This window comes from Mesorhizobium sp. M2A.F.Ca.ET.046.03.2.1, from assembly GCF_003952425.1.
Taxonomy (GTDB): domain Bacteria; phylum Pseudomonadota; class Alphaproteobacteria; order Rhizobiales; family Rhizobiaceae; genus Mesorhizobium.
In genome coordinates, this window is record NZ_CP034449.1 from 406,011 (window position 1) to 430,039 (window position 24,029).

Sequence of the window (24,029 nt, forward strand, 5' to 3'; positions counted from 1 at the left end):
CACTGGCAGGATGCAACTCGTAACGGACGCCGGGGAAAATTATCACCGCCGCCGCCGTCGGGGTGTCGTGACTTGCTCGATTTACAGGTGCCGCACGCGGCACAAAAGACAGGACCATGCCCATGGTTCGCGCATTCCTCTCGGTTTGACCGGAGCACAACGCAACGCCTCCAAGTTGATTAAGGGGCGTAGAGGGTTAACGGAGCGCTAACGGATCGCGGCTAATTTGATGTTTGTTTTCCTGAAGATGCGAACCGGCCCGGCCGGATTGCGTGGGTTCAGGAGTTGTGTCGAGTGTCGGGCGTATCCTCCGTGTCATCTTCGGATTTCAGGCAAATCGCTATCCGGACCGAAGCGGGAAAGGCCGAAAGGCTGTTCCGCGCCGCGGTCTCGGCCTTCTGCTCGCTGACGCGCCCTTCACGACGCGAGATCGCCCAGCTCGAGGACCTGACGCTGCCGCTGTTCGACGAGGTGTCGGTCGAATCGCGCCGCTATGTCGCCGCCGCCCTTTCCGAATGCGAATACGCGCCGACCGCATTGGTGCGGCGGCTGGCCGAGGAGCCGGTCGAGATTGCGGCGCCCCTGCTCACCCGCTCCAATGCGCTGAGCGACATCGACCTCATCGCGCTGATCGGCCGGCACGGGCTGCCGCATGCGCGCGCCATTGCGCGCCGCAAAGAGCTCAATCCGACGATCGCCGACCTGATCCGCGCGCTGGAAAGACCGACGCTGGTCAAGACGCGGCCGCCGGAAACGGTCACCAAGCTCACGCCGAAATCGGAGCCGGTGGCCAAGGCGGACGCCGACCGCGCCGCATCCGGCGAAGCGGCGGAGAACGCGCGCCGCCGCCTGCGGTCGATGATGCGCCCGGCCGGCGATACTGCCGACGTCAACACCTTCCTCGGCCAGTCAGCCTATGTGAGGCTGCGCGAGACGGCGCTGACCGGCAACGCGGCCTTCTTCCAGACCGCACTTGCCGATGCGCTGGAGATCGACTTCGCGACGGCCCGCTCGGTGACCGGGCAGTCGGGTTATGCCGCATTGCTTGCGGCGCTGCGCGCCCTCGACCTCAGCGAGGACAGAGCCTTCCTGATCGCGGTCGCGGTCTATCCCGGCGAGTTCCCGCACCCGCAGGCGATCCGGCTGTTCCTCGACCGCTACCGGCTGCTGCACCGCGAGGCGGCGCTGGACAAGGTGCGCGCCTGGAAGGCGGAGACCCTTTCGCGTGCCATCCGCGACAAAGCGGCCGACACGATCGGTGGCGAGCGACGCGACGCGTCGAACGGCGACGACGCGAGCTCCAGCCTCAAGGCATCCTGACCGGCTTCAAGCGCCTCGCGCTTGAAAGGATTAAGGGGATGCGCTTTAAGCATTCGTTTTATCAGCTAAAATCAACGATCAGATGTCGTCGCGAAAGTTAGCATTTCCGCGACACGACGAAGTGACACAGCCTCTTGACTTAGAGCTCACTCTAACTCGTAGCTTTCTGCGCGTCGTGACGAAAGAAGAGCGTGATGAAGATTGGCGAGCTGGCGAAGCGTTCGGGACTGTCTGCCTACACCATCCGTTACTACGAGCGGATCGGGCTGCTTCCCCATGCCGACAGGGACCAATCGGGCCAACGTGACTACGACGTATCAATCCTGACCTGGATAGAATTTCTCGATCGCCTCAAAACGACAGGGATGCCTATTCGGGAAATGCTGCGTTACGCGGCCTTGCGGGAGCGCGGCGTCAACACGGAAGCGGAGCGCGGCGCGTTGCTCGAGCAGCACCGCGAGCGTGTCCGTGCGCATCTGGCCAAACTGCAAGCCTGCCTTCTCGTCCTCGACACCAAGATTGCCGGATATGCCGGCGTTGAAAAGAGGATGAAGGACTATGACGCATCAATCCCCGAACGTCAGCGAAAGCCGGCTGGAACGCGGCAAGCGGGCGCTCGCTGAAATAGATGGCGAAGCCGGCCGCAATGTCATCGCCGCCCTGGCGGACATTGCCCCCGATTTCGCGAACTACGTGTTCGAGTTCTCGTTTGGCGACATCTACAGCCGCCCCGGCCTCGATCTGCGCGCCCGTGAGATCGCGACCATCGCGGCGCTGACTGCGATGGGAACCGCGACCCCGCAACTGAAAGTCCATATCGAGGCGGGGCTCAATGTCGGGCTGACCAAGGACGAAATTATCGAAACCATCATCCAGATGACGGTTTATGCCGGCTTTCCTGCGGCGCTCAACGGGCTGTTTGCGGCCAAGGAAGTCTTCGCTACCCGGTTTCCCGTCCAGAAGGGGGAAGCGGCATGATGAACCTTCTCGCCCAGCGCTCTTGCTCTCATCGCGATTCCGGTCCCATGAATGGCGAAACGCCCTAGTCGGCCTTCACCGAAAGAAGCTCTTCGACCGGTACAGTCCCTGCCTCGATCTCGACCACCCAGATGTCGGGATCGAATTTCTTCTCGCGCTCCAACCGCGCATCGAAGGCGGCGCTATCGTCGCCGGCATCGAGCAAGGTGAAGAAGCGCTCATCCGGCTTGGCTGAATCGTAACTCGTCTGCGGCGCCGGCCCGTAAAGAACGACCTCCCCCAGACGCCCGCGCGACAACACGAAGACGGCGCCCGCCTCGGTGGCGCCGCGCTTAACCACGGCGGCAAAACCGCCGGCGCCGAAAACGCGGCGTACAAGGGCCGAAACCCAGAGATCGGTGGTTACGCGCATGGGATCGTTCCGGATGACATGCCGATTGTTTAACGAGATTCCGGCTTGTCCGCGAGCGCCGGGCAGCGACAGGTTTGGATTGCTGTGGTCCCGCGTCCCCTGACGGTGGTGTTGCTTTGCCTGACAGGTCGGCGCTGCCGCTCATTGCCCTGCCGGGCATTTCCCCCCGTGTAGTGACGGGGAGAAGGAAGCTTGCGCTGACGATTTCGCCAATCTCAGACGTTGCAGGAAGAGCGCCGGCGCCGCGGCCAGCCCCTTCCCCCGTTCACGGGGAGAAGATGCCGGCAGGCAGATGAGGGGCGGCGCCGGCTCCGACAATTGGCAAATTTCGTGAATGCACCGGATAATGCTATCGTTGCGCATGGAAGCGACAATCCGACCCCTAACCGATCATGAACTGAATCAGCTCAAGCGTGCATATGCTGAAGGCATGGCGAGCGGTGAAGGCCAGAGCGTGGACCGCAATGCCTTCTTCCGCGCTCTAAAGGCTAAACGCGCAGCCCAAAACTAGATTGGCGCCGCCGCCACTCAGTTCGTCAGACCGATCTCGCGCATCTTGACGTACACCGCTTCGTCCGGCTCGCCGGTTTCGGGCAGGCCGAAGAGAGCCTGGAATTCCTTGATCGCGGCCTTGGTGCGGGCGCCGACCTTGCCGTCGAGCTGCATGTCGTTGTTACCGAAAGCTTTCAGACCGGCCTGGATCTTGACGATGCGGGCATCGGGCGATTGCGTGGCGCCATCGGCCGGGGCCGAGACGGGAATTACCGATGGCTTGGCGGACGGCGTGGCTGCTGCCGCGTCGGCCGGCCGCGGCGCCGGATGTGGAATCGCCGCCGTCGTCTGGCGCGTGCCAAGCTGGTCGAGCAGCGCGCCGTCGATCTCGCCCGAGCCCGGCAGCCCGACTTTCAATTGGTAAGCCTGGATCGCCTTGCGGGTCGCCGGTCCGGTCAGACCATCGACTGTGCCGTCATAGAAGTTGAGGTCCTTCAGGATGCCCTGCACCTGCTGGACGATCGGATCCGGCTTGGCCACCGGCTGTGCCGGCGGCTGGCGCACGATGTTGATGGTGGTCTCCGGCTCGTTGGAGACGGTATGCGGGAAATTCTCGATGCTGCGGGTGGCAAAGAAGGCGCCGGTATGCGGAAAAGGCTGATACCAGAGCGCATTGGCCGAGACATAGAACAGCGTCACCAGGAAGGCGGTCGAACCGCCGACCAGGACCGGGTTGCTTGCGATCAGCTGGCCGACCGCGGCCGCGCCTTCGGCAAGGACGCCGCGCTCGGGTTCGACCACCTTACGCCGTTTTGCGGAGCGAGCCATTCCCCTCCCCATCTCTATCCCCCTTCGGCTTCGCCGCCGGCATGGCCAGCACACCGGGTTGCGCAACGGAATGCCGCTTCGGCCCGCTCACCGGCAGGCCGATCGTCACCGTGGTGCCCTCACCCGGCGCGCTCTCGATCGACATCGTGCCGTCGTGCAGCGCCACCAGGCCCTTGACCAGCGACAGGCCGAGCCCGGTTCCCTCGAAACGGCGCGTGTAGTCGTTCTGGATCTGCATGAAAGGCTTGCCGAGATTGGCCATATCCTCCTCGGCGATGCCGATGCCGGTGTCGCTGACCCAGAAATGCAGGCGCGAGCCGACGCGCTTGGCGCCGATCACCACGCTGCCGCCATCGGGCGTGAACTTGACGGCGTTCGAAGCGAGATTGATCAGGATCTGCTGCACCGCGCGACGGTCGGCATTGATCTCGCCGGCATCCGGCGCGATCTGGGTGGCAAGAACGATGCCCTTGGCGTCGGCCAGCGGCCGCATCATCGAGCGGCACATGTCGACGGCCTCGACGAAACGGAACGTCTCCAGCTCGGTCGCATAGGCGCCCGCCTCGATGCGCGAGACGTCGAGGATCGAGGTGACGACGGACAGAAGATGCTGGCCCGACTCCCTGACCAGGCCGACATATTCCTTCTGGCGCGGGTCCTTGAAGGCGCCGAACATCTCATGCAGCAGCATGTCGGAAAAGCCGATGATGGCGTTGAGCGGCGTGCGCAGCTCGTGGCTGACCACCGCCAGGAAGCGGCCCTTGGCCACTTCGGCGGCCGCGGCGGCCTCCCTGGCTTCCGCAAGCTCCTCGCGCAGCTCCGCGACATCGTCGTTCTCGCGCAGCACCAGCATGAAGACGTCGCGTTCGGCTTCGCCGCGCAGCAAGTCGAGACTGAACGGACGGAAATTATCGGCAGCGCCGGAACCCTCGCGCGGCAAGCGGATGCGCAACTCAAGCCGGCGCTTCGGCGCCCCCTCGCGCATGTCCGCCAAGGCGGTGAGATAGGCGACGCGGTCGGACAGATGGACCCGCTCGAACAGGCCGGTGCCAAGCAGGAGCTCCGGCGCCAGTTTCAGGACCGAACGCGCTTTGGCGGACGCGTCGAGCACTTCGCCCTGGCGGCCGACGCGCAGCACGACGGCGTCGATCAGGTCCTCGAGACGATCGCCGGCGGGCTCCGCCGGCCGCAGGCCGGCAGGATCGGCGAAGGCGGCGGCACGCGGCAACAATGTCAGCGCCCAGGCTAGCGGCAGCAGCCAGTGCCAGGCGGCGATTTCGCCAGGCGGCAGGAGCTGGCCGGCAAAGGGCTGGAGAACGATCGCGGCGACCGCGGCCAGCACGCTCGACAGCGCGGCGCGCCGCGACCCGGAAACCCACCAGGTTTCGACCGGCAATGCCAAGCCCAGCAGCGCGACCGGCGAGGCCAATCCCCCTGCCGCCGCTATTGCGCCGGCAAGGGCAAGGCCGCCCAAGGCGACCGCCATGCGGCCGGCGAGCGCCATGTGGCCGGTGGCGGCGACCAGAAGCGCGGCGAACCAGCACAAGCCGAAAGCGGCAAAGATGGCGGCCATGGTGACGGCCGCGCCGAGACTCGAGGTGACCAGCGTCACCGCGGCACCCGCGGCAAGGAATGGCGCGGCGAGCATGACGCCGATGAAGCGGCGCTGGCGCAGGCGTTCCGCCTCACTCGTCACGGTGGGGTGAACCAAGCGTTCGCAGCCGGCGGCAACCGCGCCGGGCAATTGAACGTATCTGGCTGAAATCGAACTCAACGCACGCGTACCCGGTGGTAAAAACATCCTGCCTGGCAGGTGACTCAATCAATGACTTGAAACTCGCATCCAGCGTTTAAGGAATGGATAAGGCTGGCGGGTGCCAGCGACCGCCCCAAGGCAAATATTGTGATGCCGGCACCGCAAAGCGCGCCGAGTTGGCGTCATGGTAAACGGCGCGTTAGCCGCGAGGCCTGTGCCAAAACGGGCCTAAACCTGACGCGGCTAATTTCTGTTGCGAATAAAATCGAATAATTACAATGCGATATATGGTTATCGTAAAGTTAATGCTGTCGATGAGATTCGACACAAGTCCGCTTCAAAACCAATTCCTTTCCAATTCGCCTAAAATTTGAGACAAATTCGCGGCTTCGAGGCAAGCCGTCCTTTGCGTGACCGTGCCATTATCGTGCCCATAAAAGAGGTCATGCCGATGGATGCATGACCCGTCACGGATGGATGCAGGATCCATCCCGCACGAGAGGCAAGTGAGATGGGCTTTCTGATCAGGATGGCTTTCTGGTTTTCGCTGGTGCTGCTGGCGCTGCCGCTCGGCGTCGGCCCGGGCGAGGACGGCCAGCAGAGCGTCGGGCCGATCCAGGCGCTGTTCGCGGCGCGCGAGGCGGTGGGCGACATTGCAGGGCTCTGCGAGCGCAAGCCCGATGTCTGCGAAACCGGCAAATCTGCCATGTACACCATTACAGTCCGGGCCCAGGAAACGGCCAAGATCGCCGCCGCCATGATCGACGACAAATCAGAGCAGGCAGGCGCGGCCGAGACGAAGGTTGCGGACACGGCCAAGATGACCACCGGCAGCGTCGCCGAGGACATCGTGCTGCCCGCCAAGGTCAACATACCAGTGCTGTTGACTTCCAAGAACTGAGACAATCTTCAGCCGCCACTTGGCTACGCCGCGGGCCCGTCCGACCTCTCGACGCCCGCGGCGCTTTCTTTTTCCGTGACGCGACGGTGCCGCGCCACTATATGCGGGCCATGACCACCCCGATCCAGACGATCCGCGACGACTTTTCCCTGCTCGACGAGTGGGAGGACCGCTATCGCTATGTGATCGAGCTCGGCGAGGGCCTGCCGCCTTTCCCCGAGAACGAACGCACGGCCGCGAACAAGGTGCCCGGCTGCGTCAGCCAGGTGTGGCTCACCACCGAGCAGGGAGCGGGCGCCGATCCGGTGATCAGCTTCCAGGGCGATTCGGACGCCCACATCGTGCGCGGCCTCGTCGCCATCATGCTGGCGCTGTTTTCGGGCCGGCGGGCAAGCGAGATCCAGAGCACGGACGCGGAGGCGACGCTAAAGGAGCTCGGGCTGGACGAGCATCTTTCGCCGCAGCGCGCCAACGGCCTGCGTTCGATGGTCAAGCGCATCAAGCGCGACGCGGAAGCGGCGCTGAAGCAGACGGCCTGATCCGGTCCATATCGCCTTCGCTATCCGGAAAAGCAAAACGGCGCCGCAAGGGCGCCGTCGAACTTTGCCTGAGGAACGAAGCCGATCAGCGGCCCTTGCGCTTGCGGCCCAGACCCATCTTCTTGGCGAGCTGCGAGCGGGCAGCCGCGTAGTTGGGGGCCACCATCGGATAGTTGGCGTCCAGCCCCCACTTCTCACGGTATTCCTCCGGCGTGAGATGGTAATGGGTCATCAGGTGACGCTTCAGCGATTTGAACTTCTTTCCGTCCTCCAGACAGACAATGTAGTCGTCGTGGACAGAGCGCTTGGGATTGACGGCCGGCTTCTGCTTCTCGGCCGATGGCTGCTCCGGCGAACCACCGACACGGCCCAACGCGGCATGGACGTCGGCGATTAGGTTCGGCAATTCCCCAACGGGCACCGGGTTGTTGCTGACATAGGCGGCGACGACATCGGCGGTCAGTTCGATCAGCGCATCACCGTTTTTCGAAGGTGTTTCGACGATTTCCATAGTGCTCAGGCCCCAACGAGAGTTGTTTCTAAAATTGCGCCCTTTTTTCCGAGGTCGGGCATCGCGCGAATTTCATTCAGGAAAACCCTGCGATTCGCGTCGGTCATCTTAATGACGCCGCATCGCAAGTAAGTCAATTCGCATATTGACTTATATTGGCCGATATTCATCAAATATTGCCGTTTCAGCTTCAAAAATTCGTGCGGCGTGTAACTTCGCGAGATTTTTCTGGCCAGACCAGCATGCCATGACGCTGCGTCACTGGCGTGTTAGACATCCGATCGCCGCACGACATGGCCCGCGATGCTTGACCAATGCTTGGATGCCTGTTGCGCCAGCACGATGAATCCTATGGCGCAACGTAGCTGCCCTGCCGGCCGGCCCGACAAGGCGAGCCGACGGTCCGTCAATAAGGCGCGATATATTTGCCGTAGACCCAGCCGGTGACGAAATGGCCATTCTGCGCCGGGTCGTGCCACACCTCGCACCAGCGATAGCGGATCGCCTGGCGCTGCTTCCATTGCGGCTGCCCGGCGATATCGAGCAGATTTACGCCACCTGTGCAGCGGCCGGTCATCTGCAGCACGGTGCCGTTCGGATAGGCGGCCTGTTTTTGCGATGCGTTGGAGGGATACTTTCGCGCGTTGAGCGTGTCGCCGAACGGCACGCCCGCCACTTGCCAGGCGGCAAAGACGGTTGCATGAGACGGACTGGAAAAAGTCAGACCCGCCGCGAGGACGGCGACAGACATAGCGGTAGCAACACAGGATTTCATCTTTTCCCCTTCGACTTGGCTTCTGTCGACCATCTTGAGCCGTGCCCCTTGAACCGCCGCTGAGTGGCGTGTTCATTCGTCATTCAAGCAAATTCCGCAGCGAGACGTAATGACCAGCACTTCCGCCCTGACTCCCGCCTTCCCGGCCGCCAGCCCGCCGACGCCTGAGAAACATCCTGTTTCCGACACGCATCACGGCATCACCCGCAGCGACGGCTATGCCTGGATGCGGGCCGACAACTGGCAGGCCGTGTTCCGGGATCCTTCCCTGCTTGACGGCCGGATCCGCGCCTATCTGGAGGCCGAGAACGCCTATCAGGCCGTTCTGATGGCCGGCACCGCGGATCTGCGCGGCAAGCTGTTTGCCGAGATGAAGGGACGCATCAAGGAGGACGACTCAACGGTGCCGATGAAGGACGGCCCTATGCCTACGGCTCGTCCTTCCGGCAGGGCGGCGAGCAGCCGCGCTATTTCCGCACCTCGCGCGATGGCGGCAGCGAGGAAATCCTGCTCGATGGCGACGCGGAGGCCGAGGGCAAGGCCTATTTCCGGCTCGGCGGCGTCGACCATTCCGCGGACCACAAGAAGCTCATCTGGGCGTTCGACGACAAGGGCTCGGAATTCTTCACGCTACGCGTGCGCGATGTTGCCGGCGGCACCGACCTTGCCGACCAGATCCCGGATACGGGCGGCGGCGGGGTCTGGAATGCCGGCGATGACGGCTTCTTCTACACCCGCCTCGACGACAACCATCGCCCGTCGAAAGTATTCTTCCACAAGCTCGGCGACAAGCTGGAGAACGACCGCCTCATCTATGAGGAGACCGATCCGGGCTTCTTCATGGATGTCAGCGGCACGCGCGCCAATGACTGGATCCTGGTCGGCATCAACGACCATGAGACGTCCGAGTACCGGCTTCTGCCGGCCGATAATCCTTCAGCGGCGCCCCGGCTGGTGGCGGTGCGCGAGTCCGGGCTGCAATACGACCTGGAAGAAGGCGGCGACGTCTTCTTCATCCTGACCAACGCCGACGGCGCCAAGGATTTCAAGATCATGACCGCGCCGGTCGACAATCCGGTCCGCGCCAACTGGCAGGAACTGGTGCCGCACGAGCCCGGCCGGCTGATCCTCTCGGTGCTCGGTTTCAAGCATCACATGGTGAGACTCGAGCGCAAGGACGGCCTGCCGCGCATCGTCGTGCGCGAGCGCGCCAGCGGCGAGGAGCATTTCATCTCCTTCGACGAGGAGGCTTTCTCGCTCGGCCTTTCCGGCTCCTACGAGTACGACACCGAGACGATGCGCTTCACCTATTCGTCGATGACAACGCCGGTGCAGGTGTTCGACTACAATATGCGCAGCCGCGAGCGTGTGCTCCTGAAGACGCAGGAAGTGCCCTCCGGCCACGATCCGGAGCACTATGTCACGCGCCGGCTGATGGCGCCGGCCGCCGACGGCGAGTTGGTGCCGATTTCGCTGCTCTACCATCGCGACACGCCGCTGGACGGCTCGGCGCCGTGCCTGCTCTACGGCTACGGCTCCTATGGCATCACGGTGCCTTCGGCCTTCAACACCAACTGCCTGTCGCTGGTCGACCGCGGCTTCGTCTACGCCATCGCGCATGTGCGCGGCGGCAAGGACAAGGGCTATGGCTGGTACGAGGACGGCAAGCGGGCGAAGAAGATGAACACCTTTACCGATTTCATCGCCTGCGCCCGCCATCTCGTCGCCGAGCGTTACACACGGCACGACCGCATCGTCGCGCAAGGCGGCTCCGCGGGCGGCATGCTGATGGGCGCGATCGCCAACATGGCGCCGGAAAGCTTCGGCGGCATCGTCGCCGAGGTGCCGTTTGTCGACGTGCTCACCACCATGCTCGACGCCAGCCTGCCGCTGACGCCGCCGGAATGGCCGGAATGGGGCAACCCGATCGCGTCCGCCGACGACTACAAGACGATCGCCGCCTATTCGCCCTATGACAATGTCGCGGCGCTCGCCTACCCGCCGATCCTGGCGCTGGCAGGCCTCACCGATCCGCGTGTCACCTATTGGGAGCCGGCAAAATGGGTGGCGCGGCTGCGCGAACGCAAAGCAGGTGGCAACCCGGTCCTGTTCAAGATCAACATGGATTCCGGACACGCCGGCGCCTCGGGGCGTTTCTCCCGGCTGGAAGAGATCGCCTACATTTACGCCTATGCCCTGAAAGTGACCGGGAAGACCTGATTTTCCACTCGCAATTGACAAGGGCGCGCGTTACGCAATGCTCTGCGTTTTTGGACGTGGCCCTTGGACCGCGCCGACTGCTCATTCACAAGGTTCGTCATGCTGCTCGTCGACGTCTATCTCGACAAATCGCCCATCCAGGGCATCGGCGTCTTCGCCAAACACCGCATTGCAAAGGGCACGCTGATCTGGAAGCTCGACCCAAGGTTCGACCGGCGCATTCCCGTCGACACCTATGAGGGCGAGAGCGGGCCGGTAAAGTCATATCTCGACCGCTATTCCTATCCGGACCGGCGCGATCCAAACTACATCGTGTTCGAGGCGGACGACGCGCGTTACATGAACCACGCCGACGAGCCGAACTGCGACGTCTCCTCGCCCGAGGAAACCTACGCGCTGCGCGATATCGCGCCCGGCGAGGAACTGACCTGCGACTACAACCACTTTTTCGAAGACGGCTTCGATTTCCTGGGCGACCGCCACCCGTAAGATAAAGGTCAACTCGCCGGCTTGCGCGCCGGATAGCCGTTGGGGTGCGGCGGGATCGCCTTGAGATAGGCGGCGATTGCTGCGCGGTCATCGGCGGTCAGCTGCGCCATGTTCTTTTGCACCTCGACCATGGCGCCGCCGACGGAATCGAAATCGGGCGTGAAGCCGGTCTCGAGATAGTTGGCGATATCGGCTTCCGACCAGTCCTTGATGCTCTTCCCGTCGGGTGTGATGTTGGGCACGACGCCGGTGCCCTCGGCAGCCACGGCGCCGGCCAGCCATTCGCCCTTCTTGACGCCGCCGGCGAAATCGCGCGGCGTATGGCATTCGCCGCAATGGCCGGGACCCTCGACGAGGTAGCGGCCGGCCAGCACCTTGTCCGGCGTGCCGTCGCGCAGCGCGATCACCGGCTCGGGACTGAGATAGAGAAGCTTCCACAGGCCGATGCCGCGGCGGATGGTGAAGGGGAAGGAAAGCTTGTGGTCCGGCGCTTTGCCGGCGACCGCCGGCAGCGTCTTCATGAAAGCGTAGAGATCGGCGATGTCGGCCGGCTTTATGCGCGCGTAGGAGGCATAGGGAAAGGCCGGATAGAAATGCTCGCCCGAAGGCGAAACGCCTTTCAGCATGGCGTTGGCGAAGTCCTCCTCGCTCCAGCCGCCGATGCCGTCCTTCCGGTCCTGCGAGATGTTGGGCGGAACGAAGGTGCCGAACGGCGTCTTGAGCTCCAGCCCGCCGGCCAGCTGCAGCCGGGCGTCGCCCTGGGCGCCAGACTTCGAATGGCAGGAGGTGCAGCCGCCCGCATAGAAGATGCGCTTGCCCCTGGCGGCGTCGCCGGGCCCGAGCTGCGCGATGGCCCCAGCGTCAAGCCTGACCGGCGCCGACAGGGCCCAGCCGGCGGCGGCCGCCGCTCCGCCAAGCACGATGGCGGCGCCGACGAGCTTCTTCAGCCAAGCCATATCAGGCGATCAGCCCTTCTTGATCCTGTAGCTCTGATGGCAGGCGCCGCAATCGCCGCCCAGGGTGTTGAGCTGCGCCTTCAGACCATCGACATCGCCCGGCGGCGAGGCGACCGCTTCCTTGGTGTTGGCCAGGAACTTGTCCTCGGCGGCCTTGAAGCCGGCCATGTCTTCCCAGATCTTCGGTGCTGCCGTGGTGTCGCCCTTGTCGGAGCCGGCCGGAAACAGTTTTTCGGCATCGAACTTTTCGGCATTGGCCTGCAGGGCCTTCAGCGTCGTCAGCACGGCGGCCGCGTCGAAATCCTCCTCGCCCTTGACCACCTTGGACAACTGGCCGGCGAGCTTGCCGCGCTCCTTCATCAGCGCCTGGCGCTCCTGGATCGGATCGGCAAAGGCGGCCGAACCGGCAAAGGCGAGCATAGAGATGGCAAGGACAAGCTTTCTCATTCAATTGGCTCCGTGGTGAAAAAATTTCGCGACTGCGGCATTCACCGTTTCACGGCGAAATGCTCTATCTCCTGGTTGGCACAATTCCGGACGGAAAACTGTTCCACATCTCGTCTGGAAAAGCTCCGGACGTTAACGGACCCGACCATGGAAATATTCCCCCGGTGCCGTCACGATTTTGCCGCTCGCGATCAATCTGCTGTGTTGGCAGATAAAGAAAAGCCCCGGCATGCCGGGGCTTTTCAGTAAGATTGATCAGCCTTTACAGCGCCGCGCGCCTTTCGGCGCGCAAAGGACGCTGTAACGCTTTGATTCTGCGCATGATCCTTTCCGAAAATCGATCACGATTTTCGGGGTCATGCGCGGGCCTTTTCGTACAGCTCCAGGACGTGGTCCCAGTTGATCAGGCTGTCGACGAAGGCTTCGAGATATTTCGGCCGGGCATTGCGGTAGTCGATGTAGTAGGAGTGCTCCCAGACGTCGACGCCGAGGATCGGCGAGCCGCCATGCACCAGCGGGTTCTCGCCGTTCGGCGTCTTGGAAATCTCGAGCTTGCCGTTCTTGACCGAGACCCAGGCCCAGCCGGAGCCGAACTGGGTGGTGCCGGCGGCGATGAAATCCGCCTTGAACTTGTCATAGCCGCCGAGATCGCTGTCGAAGGCCTTCTGCAGCGCGCCGGGCAGCTTGTAGCCCCCGCCGCCCTTCTTCATCCACTTCCAGAAATGGATGTGATTGTAGTGCTGGGCGGCATTGTTGAAGAGCCCGGCATTCTTGCCGAAGGACTGCTTGACCACCTCTTCGACCGACAGGTCGCCAAGGCCGGCTTCAGCGGCCAGCTTGTTGCCGTTGTCGACATAGGCCTTGTGGTGCTTGTCGTGGTGATACTCCAGCGTCTCCTTCGACATATAGGGCTGAAGCGCCTCGTAGTCGTAAGGCAAGGCGGGCAACTCAAAAGCCATGGATGGTACTCCCTCGAGGAAAAAATCCGGTGAAACTGCCGAACTTAGATAGGTCTGGAATGGGTTGGGGCAACTCCGGAATGAAGCGCCGAGCGACTTTAGAGCAATTCGCCGAAAAGTGTGAAAGGGTTTTCCGTCCGGAATTACGCCAAACAGGAGAAAGGGTGGGTCGCCGTTCCGTGAAACACTGAAACTCCGGCGGCTCAGGCGGCAGACGTCGAATGCGCCCATTCCCAATAGAGCTCGCGCGCCTTCTTGGCCACGGGCCCGGGCTGCAGGTCGCGGCTCTCGATGCGGGTGACCGGCACGACCTTGGAGTGGTTGCCGGTCGAGAAGATCTCGTCGGCGTCCAGAAAATCGCGAACCGACAGAGTCTTCTCGATGGTCCTGAAGCCGTAGTCGCCAAGCAGGTTGATGGTGCGCGAGCGGGTGATGCCCGACAGGAACGTGCCGTTTGGCGCCGGTGTCATCACATGGCCGTCCTTGACCAGGAAGATGTTGGAGGTGCCGGTCTCGGCGACATTGCCCAGCATGTCGAGCACGAGCGCGTTGTCGAAGCCGCGGTTCTTGGCTTCCAGGATGGCGCGGCCGTTGTTGGGATAGAGGCAGCCGGCCTTGGCATTGGTCGGCATGGTCTCGATGGTTGGGCGGCGGAACGGCGACACCGTGACCGAGAAACCGGAGGGCGGAATCATTGGCGCCTCGTAAAGGCAGAGGCAGAAGCGGGTCGACTCCGGATCGGCCGGCACGCCCATATAGCCGCCATGCTCGGCCCAATACATCGGCCTGATGTAGACCGCCGTCTTGCCGTCGAATTTCTTCAGGCCGTCCCAGGTCAGGCCGACGATCTCTTCCGTCGTCATCGACGGCTTCAGGCCGAGCGCCGTGGCGGAAGCGTTGACGCGGGCGGCGTGAAGCTCGAGGTCGGGCGCCACGCCTTCGAACCAGCGGCCGCCGTCGAAGACGCTGGTGCCGAGCCACATGGCGTGGCTGCGCGGTCCGAGAATGGCAACGTTGCCCTCGTACCAGTCGCCGTCCACATAGGTGCATGTCGCGGTTTGCGCCGCCGTCGCCAGTGTCATGTTTGCCGTCCAGATCGATGACTTCAGGCCGGCATAGGACGATGCTTTGACGGCCGTCGTCAACCGACATCGGGAAAAATCGTTGAGGCCAGAGGCACTTGACTGCAATCAATGCTTGCATGGCAGGCCTGCGCGCCGCAAAACTCAAGCATGCATCATGCGGCCTATGTCTTCGACGCCTATGGCACGTTGTTCGACGTGCACGCCGCCGTGCGCCGCCATGCCGGCGAGATCGGGCCGGATGGCCAGTTGCTGTCGGACATCTGGCGCGCCAAGCAGCTCGAATATTCCTGGGTCAGGACGCTGATGGGCTCTTACGCCGACTTCTGGCAACTGACCGAGCAGGCACTCGACTTTGCGCTGCGCAAGGTGCCCTCGGCCGATCCGGCGCTGCGGACGAAGCTGCTCGAAGCCTATTGGCGGCTCGATTGCTATCCGGAGGTGCCGGCCGTGCTGAAGGCGCTCAAGGCGTCCGGCGCGAAGCTTGCAATCCTCTCCAATGGTTCGCCGGAAATGCTCGACGCCGCGGTCAAATCCGCCGCGCTCGACCAGATCCTCGACAACGTTTTTTCGGTCGACCAGGTCAAACGCTTCAAGACCGACCCGTCAGTCTACGACATGGTGGTCACCAGCTGGCGGCTTTATCCGGGCGCGGTGTCGTTCCAGTCGTCGAACCGCTGGGACATAGCGGGCGCGACGAAGTTCGGTTTCCGTACAGTCTGGATCAACCGGACCAACCAGCCGGATGAATACCGCGACTTTCCGCCAGGGCTGATCCTGCCGTCGCTCGACGGCCTGCTGGCAGGTGTCTGATGCAATTCCAGGAAAAGTGTGAAGCGGTTTTCCGTCCGGAGTTGCGTCAAAACAAAAGAAAGGGCGGTTCGGCGTTTCCGTGAAGTGGCGAACCGCCCTGACCCCGCTGTTGCTGCAGCGCAACAGCTGTGGCGTGGTCACAGCTTCGCCTTTTTCTGTCCACCCTCAGGCCAGAATTGGAACCGCCTATCGCCCCGACTGTTATGGATGGCGCCGGCGACGGACCCTCGCATTCATGCTTTCTTGCGAATTGAGACCTAGAGCATGATCCCGAAAATTGGGAACCGGTTTTCGGAGAAGATCATGCTCCAACAAAGAGTTAGATCAGAACGGCGGTTCAACGAACCGCCGTTCTGATCTAGAAAAGGGAACCATGTCAGACGCTTCCTTCCGCATCAGCCGCCGCGGCTTCCTCAATTTCACAGCCCTCGGCGCTGCTTCGGCTGCCCTATCCGCCTGCACCACGACCAGCGACCAAGGCCCAGCACCCATCCAGACGCCGCCGCCTCAGGCCCCTGTCGAGCCGCCGCTCGGCGACTATGAGACGATGTATGGCGCGATGTCGGACAATGGTTTTGACCTGCCGGCCATTCCGGTGAACAAGATCGATCACAGATTCCTGCGCCAGATCGTTCCCGATCCGACCGGGCAGCGCCCGGGCACCATCGTTGTCGATACCACCGGCCACTTCCTCTATCTGGTGCGCGAGGGCGGCCAGGCGATCCGCTACGGCGTCGGCCTCGGCCGCGCCGGCTTCGAATGGTCGGGCGACGCGGTCGTGCAGTGGAAGCAGAAATGGCCGAAATGGACGCCGCCGGACGAGATGGTCGCGCGCCAGCCGGAGCTGACGCAATACAGCGCCAAGAATGGCGGCATGCCCGGCGGACTGAAGAACCCGCTCGGCGCGCGTGCGCTTTATCTCTTCCAGGGCAACCAGGACACGCTCTACCGCCTGCACGGTTCGCCCGAATGGTGGTCGATCGGCAAGTCGGTGTCGTCGGGCTGCGTGCGCCTGATCAACCAGGACATCATCGACCTTTACGACCGTGTGCCCACGAAGACCCCGGTCGTCGTGACGGCCAATATCGGCGCGCCGGAAGAGGACATGCCGGATCGCCAGGCGATACCGATCGACAATGGCGTGCCGACGGGCTCGATCCTACTCGGCCCGGTGAAGCGGCTCACCAACGAGATTTTCTAACGACGTCGATCCATCAGCGGTGCTTGGCCAATATGGCGGCCGGCACCGCGGCCTGGCGCCGGGACGAAAATCGGTTATCAGCCCCGGGCCTCCAGCCAGACTGGACCAAACAAAACTTCCGCGACGGGATGTTCTAAGCGGGCCGGACTTCAGGCATTTTATGCCCGCAAGGAGTTTCGCCATGTACATCCCGCCCGCCTTCCGTGACGAAGACAAGGAAAGCCTCAAGGCGACGATCCGCGCCGCGCGGCTGGCGACGCTGGTCACCGCCACGGCGGAAGGGCCGCTGGCGACGCCGCTGCCGCTTTTCCTCGATGACAGCGAAGGCGAGCACGGCGTCATCTACGGGCATGTCGCGAAGGCAAACCCGCACTGGCGCGTGCCGGCCCTGGGCGACGGCCTGGCGATCTTCATGGGACCGGACGCCTATGTGACGCCGGCCTGGTACCAGACCAAGCAGGAGACCGGGAAGGTGGTGCCGACCTGGAACTATATCGCCGTCCACGCCCATGGGCCGATCGAATTCTTCGAGGACGCCGACCGGCTGCTCGAGGTGGTGACCCGCCTGACCAATTTGCATGAAGGCGAGCGCGCCGCCCCCTGGGCTGTGTCGGACGCGCCTGCGGATTTCATCCAGTCGCAGTTGAAGGGCATAGTCGGCCTGCGCATGCCGATCACGAAGCTCGAAGGCAAGCGCAAGATGAGCCAGAACCGCAACGCAGCCGATCGCGCCGGCGTGCTTGCCGGCCTGGCGGCGAGCGAGCGGCCGTCCGACCGCGAGGTCGCGCCGCTCATCCCGCTGTGAACCGCGCGACCGGCTTGGCCCGACGAACTGATCGGCTGATTGGTTAGCTTCGCAATGCCTGGCCGATGGCATCGCCGAGACGCTCGACGATCGCGTCGATGGCTGCGACATCGCAGATGAAGGGTGGCGCGAGCAGCACGTGGTCACCACTGGCTCCGTCGATCGTGCCGCCCATCGGGTAGACCAGAAGGCCGTTCGCCATGGCCGCCTTCTTGATGCGCGCATGCAGCTTCCGCTTCGGATCGAAAGGCTGCTTGGTGGAACGATCCTCCACCAGCTCGATGCCCATGAACAGGCCGCGCCCGCGAATGTCGCCGATATGGGGATGGTTGCCGAAGCGCTCACCGAGCCTGCACGCCAGATGCGCACCCATCGTCTTCACATTGTCGAGCAGCCTGTCGCGGGCAATGACGTCCTGAACGGCGAGCGCCGCGGCGCAGGCCATCGGATGGCAGATATAGGTGTGGCCGTGCTGAAAGAGGCCTGAACCATTCGCGAAGGCGTCGAAGATCTTGCGGCTGAGCAGCACCGCGCCGATCGGCTGATAGCCGCCGCCAAGCCCCTTGGCGATTGTCATCAGGTCGGGAGCGACGCCATCCTGCTCGCACGCGTGCAGCGTGCCGGTGCGGCCCATGCCGCACATCACCTCGTCGAGGATCAGGAGGACGCCGTAACGGTCGCAGATCTCACGGATGCGTCGGAAATAATCCGCCACCGGTGGCACCGCGCCCGCTGTCGCCCCGACCACCGTCTCGGCGACGAAGGCCATGACCGTCTCCGGTCCGAGCTCGATGAGCTTGTTCTCCAGCGCCTGCGCAGCGCGAGCGGCATAGTCCTGGTCGGTCTCGCCGGTCTCCTGGAAGCGGTAGGCGAAGCAGGGATCGATGTGGTGCGTCTCGATGAGCAGCGGCCGGAACTGGGCGCGGCGCCACTCGTTGCCGCCGGTCGCCAGCGCGCCAAGCGTGTTGCCGTGGTAGCTCTGCTTGCGCGCGATGATGTTGCGGCGCTGCGGTTGTCCGATCTCGACGAAATATTGCCGCGCCATCTTGAGCGCCGCTTCGACCGCTTCCGAGCCGCCAGAAACGAAATAGGCATGACTGATGCCGGCCGGCGCGTCGGCAACGAGCCGGTCGGCAAGCGCTTCGGCAACATCGCTGGTGAAGAAGCTGGTGTGGGCATAGGCGAGCGTGTCGGCCTGCCGGTGCATGGCGGCGATAACATCGGGATGGCCGTGGCCGAGGCAGGATACCGCTGCTCCGCCCGACGCGTCGATATAGGCGCGCCCATTGCTGTCGAAGAGCTCGATGCCCTTACCGCCGCTGGCGACCGGCAGCACGGCGTTAATCTGGCGATGCAGGATATGGGTCATGATTTCCTCCGGCCGCGCGGCGGCAAGATGTGGATGTCGAGTTGCGACAGCTGGTCCTCGGTGCGGCGGATGGCGGCCAGCGCCTTGTCCCCGCCTTTGCCGGCGACCAGGGCCACGAGGATCTCGCCGACGACGAAGGCCGGCGCCATGGCATGGAAGAAGGACGGGCTTTCCGTCGGCACCAGCACCGACAGGGCTGCGAGGCCGACGAGCGGCGACACGGCGCTATCGGTCAGCGCGATCACCGGCACGCCATCCGCCGCGGCGCGGCGGGCAAGATCGACGGTCAGCCTGGTATAGGGCGCGACGCTGACCACGAACAGGATGTCTTGTGAGGTCGCGAGGCGGATGGCGTCGGTGCCAGTTCCCGAGGCACCGTCCAGCATTACCGCCTTCTCGCCGAGGAAGGACATGACGTAGTAAAAATGCGCAACGACCGGATGGCTGGAGCGCAGGCCGAGGCAGAATATTCGGCGTGCTGTGTAGAGCCGCTCGGCCGCCGTGGCTAGCGCGTCGAGCTGTTCGGGCTCGCCAAGCCCTGCGATCTGCTCCGCCAGCGACCGCACCATCTCGCCGGCCAACGCCCGGTCGCCAACCTCCTGCTGGTGCGCTAGCTGAGTGTTCGCCTTGCCGGCGAAGCCGAGTTCGCCCTGCCGCATGGCATTGGCATAAAGCGAACGCAGCGACTCGTAGCCTTCGAAGCCCAGCCGCTTGGCGAGACGCACCATCGTCCAGGGCTGCAGGCCGGCGCGGCGCGCCTGCTCGCGCATCGACAACAACGCGACGTCCTCGGGATTGTCCAGAAGATAGCGGGCAGCGTCCTGCAACTGCGAGGGCAGACTGTCGAAGGCCTCGACAATGGCATCGGTAAGCGGCGCGCGGATCATGCCACGACGATAGACGCGAACGCATGATCATGCAATACATGTTGCATAAATTATCACTATGCAACAAATGGAGCAGTCGATGCCGAACCAAAATCGCGTCGTCATCGCAGTAGCGCCAAATGGCGGCCGGCGCACCAAAGCCGATCACCCGGCCTTGCCGATCACCCCAGATGAGTTGGCTGATGTGGCCGCCGCCTCGCTCGAGGCCGGCGCCGCCATGATCCATGTCCATGTCCGCGACCGCGACGGACGCCATCTGCTCGACGCCGATGCCTATCGGGCCGCGACCGCGGCGATCAGGGCCAGCGTCGGCGACAGGCTCGTTCTCCAGATCACCAGCGAGGCGCTGGGCCTCTATCGGCCCGAAGAGCAGATGCGGGTGGTGCTGGAAACGCAGCCAGAGGCGGTTTCGCTTGCCTTGCGCGAACTCGTGCCCGACCCAACACATGAAGCGACCTTCGCCTCGTTTCTCGAAACGCTGCGCGTGGAAAAAGTCACGCCGCAGATCATCCTTTATACGCCCGAGGAGGCGAGCTATTTCGCGGCGCTGGCGGGTCGCGGCCTGATCCCCTTCGACAATCTGCCGGTTCTCTATGTCCTCGGCCGCTACACGTTCGGGCAGACGTCGCAGCCCGCCGACCTGCTCCCCTTCCTGGCGCCCGGCATCCCCGCGGCGAGGCGTTGGATGGTCTGTGCCTTCGGCGACCAGGAAGCGGCCTGCGTGACGGCCGCTGCTCTGCTCGGCGGACATGCACGCGTTGGTTTCGAGAACAATCTTTTTCTCCCTGACGGGACGCTGGCTTCCGGAAACCAGGATCTCGTCGTGGCCACAAGGCTGGCAGTCGAAGCCTGCGGGCTCACGCTCGCCGACGCGGACGCGTTGCGAAGCCAGTGGTCGGATGCCTAATGCGTCGGCATTGTGCAAATATGAAGTGCATTTTATATTAGCATGCATTTTTGATTTGCGCCTCCAGATCGACGGTGTTACGCTTGCTGAGCAATCCAACAAAAAGGGGAACCCGAAAATGAAGTTCGCACTCGCAAGCCTCACCGCCGCCGCGGCCGTCGCGGCAACGCTCGCTTTCGGCCAACCGGCCTTCGCCGACGACCTGATCGTGGCGACCGACACCGCCTTCGTTCCGTTTGAGTTCAAGGAAGGCGACAAATATGTCGGCTTCGACATCGACCTGTGGGCCGCGATCGCCAAGGATATCGGCGTGACCTACACACTTCAGCCGATGGACTTCAACGGCATCATCCCGGCACTGCAGACCAAGCAGGTCGATGTCGGCCTGGCCGGCATCACCATCAAGGACGAGCGCAAGAAGGTCATCGACTTCTCTGACGGCTATTACGACAGCGGCTTCCTTCTGATGGTGCCGGTCGACAGCACGATCAAGGGTCCGGACGATCTCGTCGGCAAGACGCTTGCCGTGAAGACCGGCACGTCGGCGACCGACTATGCCAAGGAGCATTTCAAGGGCACGGAGCTGCGCCTGTTCCCGAACAGCGACAACGCCTATCTCGAGGTCGCGACCGGCCGCGCCGACGCCGCCATGCACGACACCCCGAACGTACTCTACTACATCAAGACCAACGGCCAGGGGAAAGTGAAGACCGTCGGCCCGCAGATGATGGCTCAGCAATATGGCATTGCCTTCCCGAAGGGCAGCCCGCTCGTCGCCAAGGTGAATGCTTCGATCGCCAAGCTGAAGGGCGACGGCACCTACGAGGCCATCTACAAGAAGTGGTTCGGCACCGAGCCCCCGAAGAGCTGATCCACCGGTTTCCCGTTGGATCTCCTGGCGCGCCGGCATGGCCGGCGTGCCTTCCCTGAAGGATGGCCATCATGGATTTCGACTGGTCCGTCATCTGGCAGGCCCTGCCCGAGCTGTTTAAAGGCGCCCGCCTCACCGTGCTGATCGCGCTCGCCGGTCTCGCCGGCGGCCTTGTCATCGGCTTCGCTGCCGGGTTGGCGCGCGCTTATGGCAACATCGTGCTCAACGCCATCGCCATGGTCTATGTCGAGATCATTCGCGGCACGCCGATCATCGTGCAGGTGATGTTCATCTATTTCGCGCTGCCGATCCTGGCGGATGTCCGCATCAATCCGCTGGCGGCGGCGATCATGGCGATCATCATCAATGCGGGCGCCTATATCGCCGAGATCGTGCGCGGCGCCTTCCTTTCCGTCCATCGCGGCTTACGCGAGGCCGGCCTGGCGCTCGGCCTGCCGTTCTGGAAAGTGCTTTTCTACATCATCGGCCCGCTTGCCTTCCGCCGCATGATTCCGGCGCTCGGCAACCAGTTCATCGTCAGTCTGAAGGATACCTCTCTGTTCATCGTCATCGGCGTCGGCGAGCTCACCCGGCAAGGCCAGGAAATCATGGCGGCCAACTTCCGCGCCGTCGAGATCTGGTCGGCCGTGGCAATGTTCTACCTGATCATGACCGGCACGCTTACACTCATCCTGCGGCTGACCGAAAAGAGGATGCGCATCCTGTGAGCATCGTGGCGTTCAACAAAGTCACCAAGCGCTTCGGCCAGGTCACCATCCTCGATCAGGTCGATCTCTCGATCAAGGCCGGCGAGAAGGTCGTCCTGATCGGCCCCTCCGGCTCCGGCAAATCGACGCTTCTTCGCTGCATCAACGCGCTGGAGGAGATCAATGGCGGCGACCTCGTCGTTGACGGCATCAGCGTCAAATCCGGCGGCCGCAAGGTCCGCCTGATCCGCCAGGAAGCCGGCATGGTCTTCCAGCAGTTCAACCTGTTTCCGCAGATGACGGCGCTGGAAAACGTCGCCTTCGGCCCGCTCCGCGTGCGCGGCGAGACGCGGCAGGAGGCACGCAAGCAGGCGCTGGAAATGCTCGCCAAGGTCGGCCTTGCCGACCGGGCGCATCACTATCCGAGCGAGCTTTCGGGCGGCCAGCAGCAGCGCGTCGCCATTGCGCGTGCGCTTGCCGTCAAACCGAAGCTGATGCTGTTCGACGAGCCGACCTCGGCGCTCGATCCCGAACTCAGGCACGAAGTGCTACGCGTGATGCAGGCGCTGGCCGAGGAAGGCATGACGATGATCGTTGTCACCCATGAGATGGCCTTTGCCCGCAAGGTCGGGACCAGGCTGATCTTCATGGAAGGCGGAAAGATCGCTGTTGACGGAGAACCGCGGGAGCTGCTTGCAAACCCGCAAAATCCTCGCTTGAAAGAGTTTCTGCAGCATGTCGCATGACGCCGGCCGCCGGCTTTCCTTCATCGATGTCTCGGGGTCGCCCTACGACGTCGGGGCTGCTCTCGGGCACTTCGGCCGAGCGGCGCTCAACGACCATTTCCAGACGTCCGCCGCATGGCGCGAGCTAAACGCTCGGCGCGCCGATCCACGCATCGGCATGATGGCGACGATCGTGCGGGAGCGGTTCCCCCGATACTGGGCCGAGCTGCAGGGCCTCGCCGCCGGACTTGAATTGGCTTTCGACGACGTCTTCCTGTGGAACTGCCGCGGTGACATCTGGGCAATGGCGCCGGATGGCTGCACGACGGTGCAGCTACCGGGGTCCCCGCATGTCATCGGCCACAACGAGGACGGCGACCCGGATTTCGCCGGCCATTGCGCGCTGGCCCATGTGACGTCCGGAGGCGGCAATCAATTCACCGCCTTCGTCTATCCCGGCTCGCTGCCCGGCCACACATTCGCTGCCACGTCGGCGGGGCTCGTGCTGACGGTCAACAACACCAGGCCGCTGGCCGGCGGCGCCGGGGCGCCGCGCATGGTGCTGGCGCGCGCCGTGCTCGACGCACCGGACCTTGACGCGGCGCTGACCCTGCTCAACTCGGTGGCCCGCGCCGGCGCCTTTCACCTGACCCTGGCGCAGGCCGGCGACGAGCGGCTGCTCAGCGTCGAGTTCACCGCGCAGGCCCTGTCGGTTGATCGCCTCGTATCGGCGCGTGTCCACTCGAACCACTTGATCCATGCCGACACCGGGCGCATGTCGCAGATCGTCACCGGTTCGTCCGGCGTACGCCAGCGACGCGGCGAAGCGCTGCTGGAACAGACGCCTCAGCCCGAGCCGCAACGCCGTGCGCTCGGCATCTTGTGGGACGCGGCCGACCCGGAGCTGCCGATCTACCGCACGGACCCGGCCGACAGCGATGTCGAGAACACGCTTGCCAGCGCCGTCTTCCGCGTCGGGGCTGACAACGTCGAGTGGGCTGTCTACGATGCGGCATACGAAGCAGCGCGCTTCGACATTCGGGATGGGCTGGTCCCTGTCACGGGGTGAACGGGAAACG

Annotated in this window: 25 protein-coding genes and 1 pseudogene; 15 read left to right on the forward strand and 11 right to left on the reverse strand. The window is 63.6% G+C overall.

Features of this window, described 5'->3' with window-relative positions:
* Positions 1–312 precede the first annotated feature (312 nt).
* From EJ072_RS02185 to EJ072_RS02195, 3 genes are all read left to right on the forward strand, one after another.
* Positions 313–1,320 carry a DUF2336 domain-containing protein gene (locus EJ072_RS02185; RefSeq protein ID WP_126083466.1) on the forward strand — a complete coding sequence of 336 codons (1,008 nt, stop codon included), beginning with the start codon at positions 313–315 and terminating at the stop codon, positions 1,318–1,320.
* Between the two features lie 194 nt (positions 1,321–1,514).
* Positions 1,515–1,943, forward strand: coding sequence for a MerR family transcriptional regulator (locus tag EJ072_RS02190; RefSeq protein WP_126078376.1), 429 nt, complete (start codon positions 1,515–1,517; stop codon positions 1,941–1,943).
* The gene (locus tag EJ072_RS02195) at positions 1,879–2,298 is read left to right on the forward strand and encodes a carboxymuconolactone decarboxylase family protein (RefSeq protein ID WP_126078377.1); all 420 of its coding nucleotides are present in this window, start codon (positions 1,879–1,881) and stop codon (positions 2,296–2,298) included. Before EJ072_RS02190 ends, EJ072_RS02195 begins: the two co-directional genes overlap by 65 nt.
* 64 nt (positions 2,299–2,362) lie before the next feature.
* Here the strand turns inward: EJ072_RS02195 and EJ072_RS02200 are convergent, their stop codons facing one another.
* From EJ072_RS02200 to EJ072_RS02215, 3 genes are all read right to left on the reverse strand, one after another.
* Positions 2,363–2,710: a DUF1491 family protein gene (locus EJ072_RS02200; RefSeq protein WP_126078378.1), complete on the reverse strand. Its 348-nt coding sequence runs from the start codon at positions 2,708–2,710 to the stop codon at positions 2,363–2,365.
* Positions 2,711–3,238: 528 nt separating this feature from the next.
* The gene (locus EJ072_RS02210; protein ID WP_126078379.1) at positions 3,239–4,030 is read right to left on the reverse strand and encodes a peptidoglycan-binding protein; all 792 of its coding nucleotides are present in this window, start codon (positions 4,028–4,030) and stop codon (positions 3,239–3,241) included.
* A complete protein-coding gene (locus EJ072_RS02215; RefSeq protein ID WP_126078380.1) occupies positions 4,005–5,741 on the reverse strand; it encodes a PAS domain-containing sensor histidine kinase in 1,737 nt (578 codons plus the stop codon). The genes EJ072_RS02210 and EJ072_RS02215 overlap by 26 nt, the downstream gene beginning before the upstream one ends.
* Before the next feature lie 556 nt (positions 5,742–6,297).
* On the opposite strand from EJ072_RS02215, the gene EJ072_RS02220 reads away from it, so the two are divergent.
* Both EJ072_RS02220 and EJ072_RS02225 read left to right on the forward strand, forming a co-directional pair.
* A complete protein-coding gene (locus EJ072_RS02220) occupies positions 6,298–6,687 on the forward strand; it encodes a DUF5330 domain-containing protein (RefSeq protein WP_126061981.1) in 390 nt (129 codons plus the stop codon).
* A 110-nt stretch (positions 6,688–6,797) separates the two neighbouring features.
* Positions 6,798–7,226 (forward strand): SufE family protein, encoded by a 429-nt coding sequence (locus EJ072_RS02225; protein WP_126061982.1) that lies wholly within the window; start codon positions 6,798–6,800, stop codon positions 7,224–7,226.
* 85 nt (positions 7,227–7,311) lie between these two features.
* On the opposite strand, the gene EJ072_RS02230 is transcribed toward EJ072_RS02225, so the two are convergent.
* The gene (locus EJ072_RS02230) at positions 7,312–7,737 is read right to left on the reverse strand and encodes a MucR family transcriptional regulator (RefSeq protein ID WP_126061983.1); all 426 of its coding nucleotides are present in this window, start codon (positions 7,735–7,737) and stop codon (positions 7,312–7,314) included.
* A gap of 406 nt (positions 7,738–8,143) precedes the next feature.
* Positions 8,144–8,488 carry an SH3 domain-containing protein gene (locus tag EJ072_RS02235; protein WP_189341955.1) on the reverse strand — a complete coding sequence of 115 codons (345 nt, stop codon included), beginning with the start codon at positions 8,486–8,488 and terminating at the stop codon, positions 8,144–8,146.
* A 133-nt stretch (positions 8,489–8,621) separates the two neighbouring features.
* On the opposite strand from EJ072_RS02235, the pseudogene EJ072_RS02240 reads away from it, so the two are divergent.
* Together EJ072_RS02240 and EJ072_RS02245 are read left to right on the forward strand one after the other, a co-directional pair.
* A pseudogene (locus EJ072_RS02240) lies at positions 8,622–10,732 on the forward strand (S9 family peptidase).
* A 99-nt stretch (positions 10,733–10,831) separates the two neighbouring features.
* Positions 10,832–11,221 (forward strand): SET domain-containing protein-lysine N-methyltransferase, encoded by a 390-nt coding sequence (locus EJ072_RS02245; protein WP_126078382.1) that lies wholly within the window; start codon positions 10,832–10,834, stop codon positions 11,219–11,221.
* 8 nt (positions 11,222–11,229) lie between these two features.
* On the opposite strand, the gene EJ072_RS02250 is transcribed toward EJ072_RS02245, so the two are convergent.
* The 4 genes from EJ072_RS02250 to EJ072_RS02265 all read right to left on the reverse strand — a co-directional run bounded on the left by EJ072_RS02250 (position 11,230) and on the right by EJ072_RS02265 (position 14,665).
* Positions 11,230–12,177 carry a cytochrome c gene (locus EJ072_RS02250; RefSeq protein WP_126078383.1) on the reverse strand — a complete coding sequence of 316 codons (948 nt, stop codon included), beginning with the start codon at positions 12,175–12,177 and terminating at the stop codon, positions 11,230–11,232.
* A 9-nt stretch (positions 12,178–12,186) separates the two neighbouring features.
* Entirely contained in the window at positions 12,187–12,624 is a 438-nt protein-coding gene (locus tag EJ072_RS02255) for a cytochrome c (RefSeq protein WP_042641989.1), read from the reverse strand.
* Between the two features lie 356 nt (positions 12,625–12,980).
* Positions 12,981–13,583, reverse strand: a complete 603-nt coding sequence (locus tag EJ072_RS02260; RefSeq protein ID WP_126078384.1) for a superoxide dismutase — start codon at positions 13,581–13,583, stop codon at positions 12,981–12,983.
* 203 nt (positions 13,584–13,786) lie between these two features.
* A complete protein-coding gene (locus EJ072_RS02265) occupies positions 13,787–14,665 on the reverse strand; it encodes a branched-chain amino acid aminotransferase (RefSeq protein WP_126083467.1) in 879 nt (292 codons plus the stop codon).
* Positions 14,666–14,815: 150 nt separating this feature from the next.
* On the opposite strand from EJ072_RS02265, the gene EJ072_RS02270 reads away from it, so the two are divergent.
* The 3 genes from EJ072_RS02270 to EJ072_RS02280 all read left to right on the forward strand — a co-directional run bounded on the left by EJ072_RS02270 (position 14,816) and on the right by EJ072_RS02280 (position 17,484).
* Positions 14,816–15,478, forward strand: a complete 663-nt coding sequence (locus tag EJ072_RS02270) for a haloacid dehalogenase type II (protein WP_042642109.1) — start codon at positions 14,816–14,818, stop codon at positions 15,476–15,478.
* Between the two features lie 373 nt (positions 15,479–15,851).
* Entirely contained in the window at positions 15,852–16,679 is an 828-nt protein-coding gene (locus EJ072_RS02275; RefSeq protein ID WP_126078385.1) for a L,D-transpeptidase, read from the forward strand.
* Between the two features lie 181 nt (positions 16,680–16,860).
* The gene (locus EJ072_RS02280; RefSeq protein WP_126078386.1) at positions 16,861–17,484 is read left to right on the forward strand and encodes an FMN-binding negative transcriptional regulator; all 624 of its coding nucleotides are present in this window, start codon (positions 16,861–16,863) and stop codon (positions 17,482–17,484) included.
* Between the two features lie 43 nt (positions 17,485–17,527).
* Here the strand turns inward: EJ072_RS02280 and EJ072_RS02285 are convergent, their stop codons facing one another.
* Positions 17,528–18,853 carry an aspartate aminotransferase family protein gene (locus EJ072_RS02285; protein WP_126078387.1) on the reverse strand — a complete coding sequence of 442 codons (1,326 nt, stop codon included), beginning with the start codon at positions 18,851–18,853 and terminating at the stop codon, positions 17,528–17,530.
* The gene (locus EJ072_RS02290; RefSeq protein WP_126078388.1) at positions 18,850–19,740 is read right to left on the reverse strand and encodes a MurR/RpiR family transcriptional regulator; all 891 of its coding nucleotides are present in this window, start codon (positions 19,738–19,740) and stop codon (positions 18,850–18,852) included. Before EJ072_RS02290 ends, EJ072_RS02285 begins: the two co-directional genes overlap by 4 nt.
* 79 nt (positions 19,741–19,819) lie before the next feature.
* Here EJ072_RS02290 and EJ072_RS02295 point away from each other — a divergent pair, with 79 nt between their 5' ends.
* The 5 genes from EJ072_RS02295 (at position 19,820) to EJ072_RS02315 (ending at position 24,019) form a co-directional block, all read left to right on the forward strand.
* Positions 19,820–20,647 carry a 3-keto-5-aminohexanoate cleavage protein gene (locus tag EJ072_RS02295; protein ID WP_126078389.1) on the forward strand — a complete coding sequence of 276 codons (828 nt, stop codon included), beginning with the start codon at positions 19,820–19,822 and terminating at the stop codon, positions 20,645–20,647.
* 118 nt (positions 20,648–20,765) lie between these two features.
* Positions 20,766–21,518: a glutamine ABC transporter substrate-binding protein GlnH gene (glnH, locus tag EJ072_RS02300; protein WP_126078390.1), complete on the forward strand. Its 753-nt coding sequence runs from the start codon at positions 20,766–20,768 to the stop codon at positions 21,516–21,518.
* Positions 21,519–21,589: 71 nt separating this feature from the next.
* On the forward strand, positions 21,590–22,246 hold the full coding sequence (gene glnP / locus EJ072_RS02305; RefSeq protein WP_126078391.1) for a glutamine ABC transporter permease GlnP: 657 nt from the start codon (positions 21,590–21,592) through the stop codon (positions 22,244–22,246).
* Positions 22,243–22,971, forward strand: coding sequence for a glutamine ABC transporter ATP-binding protein GlnQ (gene glnQ / locus EJ072_RS02310; protein WP_126078392.1), 729 nt, complete (start codon positions 22,243–22,245; stop codon positions 22,969–22,971). The genes glnP and glnQ overlap by 4 nt, the downstream gene beginning before the upstream one ends.
* Positions 22,961–24,019, forward strand: a complete 1,059-nt coding sequence (locus EJ072_RS02315; RefSeq protein ID WP_126078393.1) for a C45 family peptidase — start codon at positions 22,961–22,963, stop codon at positions 24,017–24,019. The genes glnQ and EJ072_RS02315 overlap by 11 nt, the downstream gene beginning before the upstream one ends.
* The last annotated feature ends 10 nt before the right edge of the window (positions 24,020–24,029 follow it).

What these genes read in the sequence shown, in the direction of transcription:
- EJ072_RS02190 (WP_126078376.1), top strand. Translation starts at nt 1,515, where the DNA reads ATGAAGATTGGCGAGCTGGCGAAGCGTTCGGGACTGTCTGCCTACACC.
- EJ072_RS02195 (WP_126078377.1), top strand. Translation starts at nt 1,879, where the DNA reads ATGACGCATCAATCCCCGAACGTCAGCGAAAGCCGGCTGGAACGCGGC.
- EJ072_RS02200 (WP_126078378.1), bottom strand. Translation starts at nt 2,710, where the DNA reads ATGCGCGTAACCACCGATCTCTGGGTTTCGGCCCTTGTACGCCGCGTT.
- EJ072_RS02210 (WP_126078379.1), bottom strand. Translation starts at nt 4,030, where the DNA reads ATGGCTCGCTCCGCAAAACGGCGTAAGGTGGTCGAACCCGAGCGCGGC.
- EJ072_RS02220 (WP_126061981.1), top strand. Translation starts at nt 6,298, where the DNA reads ATGGGCTTTCTGATCAGGATGGCTTTCTGGTTTTCGCTGGTGCTGCTG.
- EJ072_RS02225 (WP_126061982.1), top strand. Translation starts at nt 6,798, where the DNA reads ATGACCACCCCGATCCAGACGATCCGCGACGACTTTTCCCTGCTCGAC.
- EJ072_RS02230 (WP_126061983.1), bottom strand. Translation starts at nt 7,737, where the DNA reads ATGGAAATCGTCGAAACACCTTCGAAAAACGGTGATGCGCTGATCGAA.
- EJ072_RS02235 (WP_189341955.1), bottom strand. Translation starts at nt 8,488, where the DNA reads ATGTCTGTCGCCGTCCTCGCGGCGGGTCTGACTTTTTCCAGTCCGTCT.
- EJ072_RS02245 (WP_126078382.1), top strand. Translation starts at nt 10,832, where the DNA reads ATGCTGCTCGTCGACGTCTATCTCGACAAATCGCCCATCCAGGGCATC.
- EJ072_RS02250 (WP_126078383.1), bottom strand. Translation starts at nt 12,177, where the DNA reads ATGGCTTGGCTGAAGAAGCTCGTCGGCGCCGCCATCGTGCTTGGCGGA.
- EJ072_RS02255 (WP_042641989.1), bottom strand. Translation starts at nt 12,624, where the DNA reads ATGAGAAAGCTTGTCCTTGCCATCTCTATGCTCGCCTTTGCCGGTTCG.
- EJ072_RS02260 (WP_126078384.1), bottom strand. Translation starts at nt 13,583, where the DNA reads ATGGCTTTTGAGTTGCCCGCCTTGCCTTACGACTACGAGGCGCTTCAG.
- EJ072_RS02265 (WP_126083467.1), bottom strand. Translation starts at nt 14,665, where the DNA reads ATGACACTGGCGACGGCGGCGCAAACCGCGACATGCACCTATGTGGAC.
- EJ072_RS02270 (WP_042642109.1), top strand. Translation starts at nt 14,816, where the DNA reads ATGCATCATGCGGCCTATGTCTTCGACGCCTATGGCACGTTGTTCGAC.
- EJ072_RS02275 (WP_126078385.1), top strand. Translation starts at nt 15,852, where the DNA reads ATGTCAGACGCTTCCTTCCGCATCAGCCGCCGCGGCTTCCTCAATTTC.
- EJ072_RS02280 (WP_126078386.1), top strand. Translation starts at nt 16,861, where the DNA reads ATGTACATCCCGCCCGCCTTCCGTGACGAAGACAAGGAAAGCCTCAAG.
- EJ072_RS02285 (WP_126078387.1), bottom strand. Translation starts at nt 18,853, where the DNA reads ATGACCCATATCCTGCATCGCCAGATTAACGCCGTGCTGCCGGTCGCC.
- EJ072_RS02290 (WP_126078388.1), bottom strand. Translation starts at nt 19,740, where the DNA reads ATGATCCGCGCGCCGCTTACCGATGCCATTGTCGAGGCCTTCGACAGT.
- EJ072_RS02295 (WP_126078389.1), top strand. Translation starts at nt 19,820, where the DNA reads ATGCCGAACCAAAATCGCGTCGTCATCGCAGTAGCGCCAAATGGCGGC.
- glnH (WP_126078390.1), top strand. Translation starts at nt 20,766, where the DNA reads ATGAAGTTCGCACTCGCAAGCCTCACCGCCGCCGCGGCCGTCGCGGCA.
- glnP (WP_126078391.1), top strand. Translation starts at nt 21,590, where the DNA reads ATGGATTTCGACTGGTCCGTCATCTGGCAGGCCCTGCCCGAGCTGTTT.
- EJ072_RS02315 (WP_126078393.1), top strand. Translation starts at nt 22,961, where the DNA reads ATGTCGCATGACGCCGGCCGCCGGCTTTCCTTCATCGATGTCTCGGGG.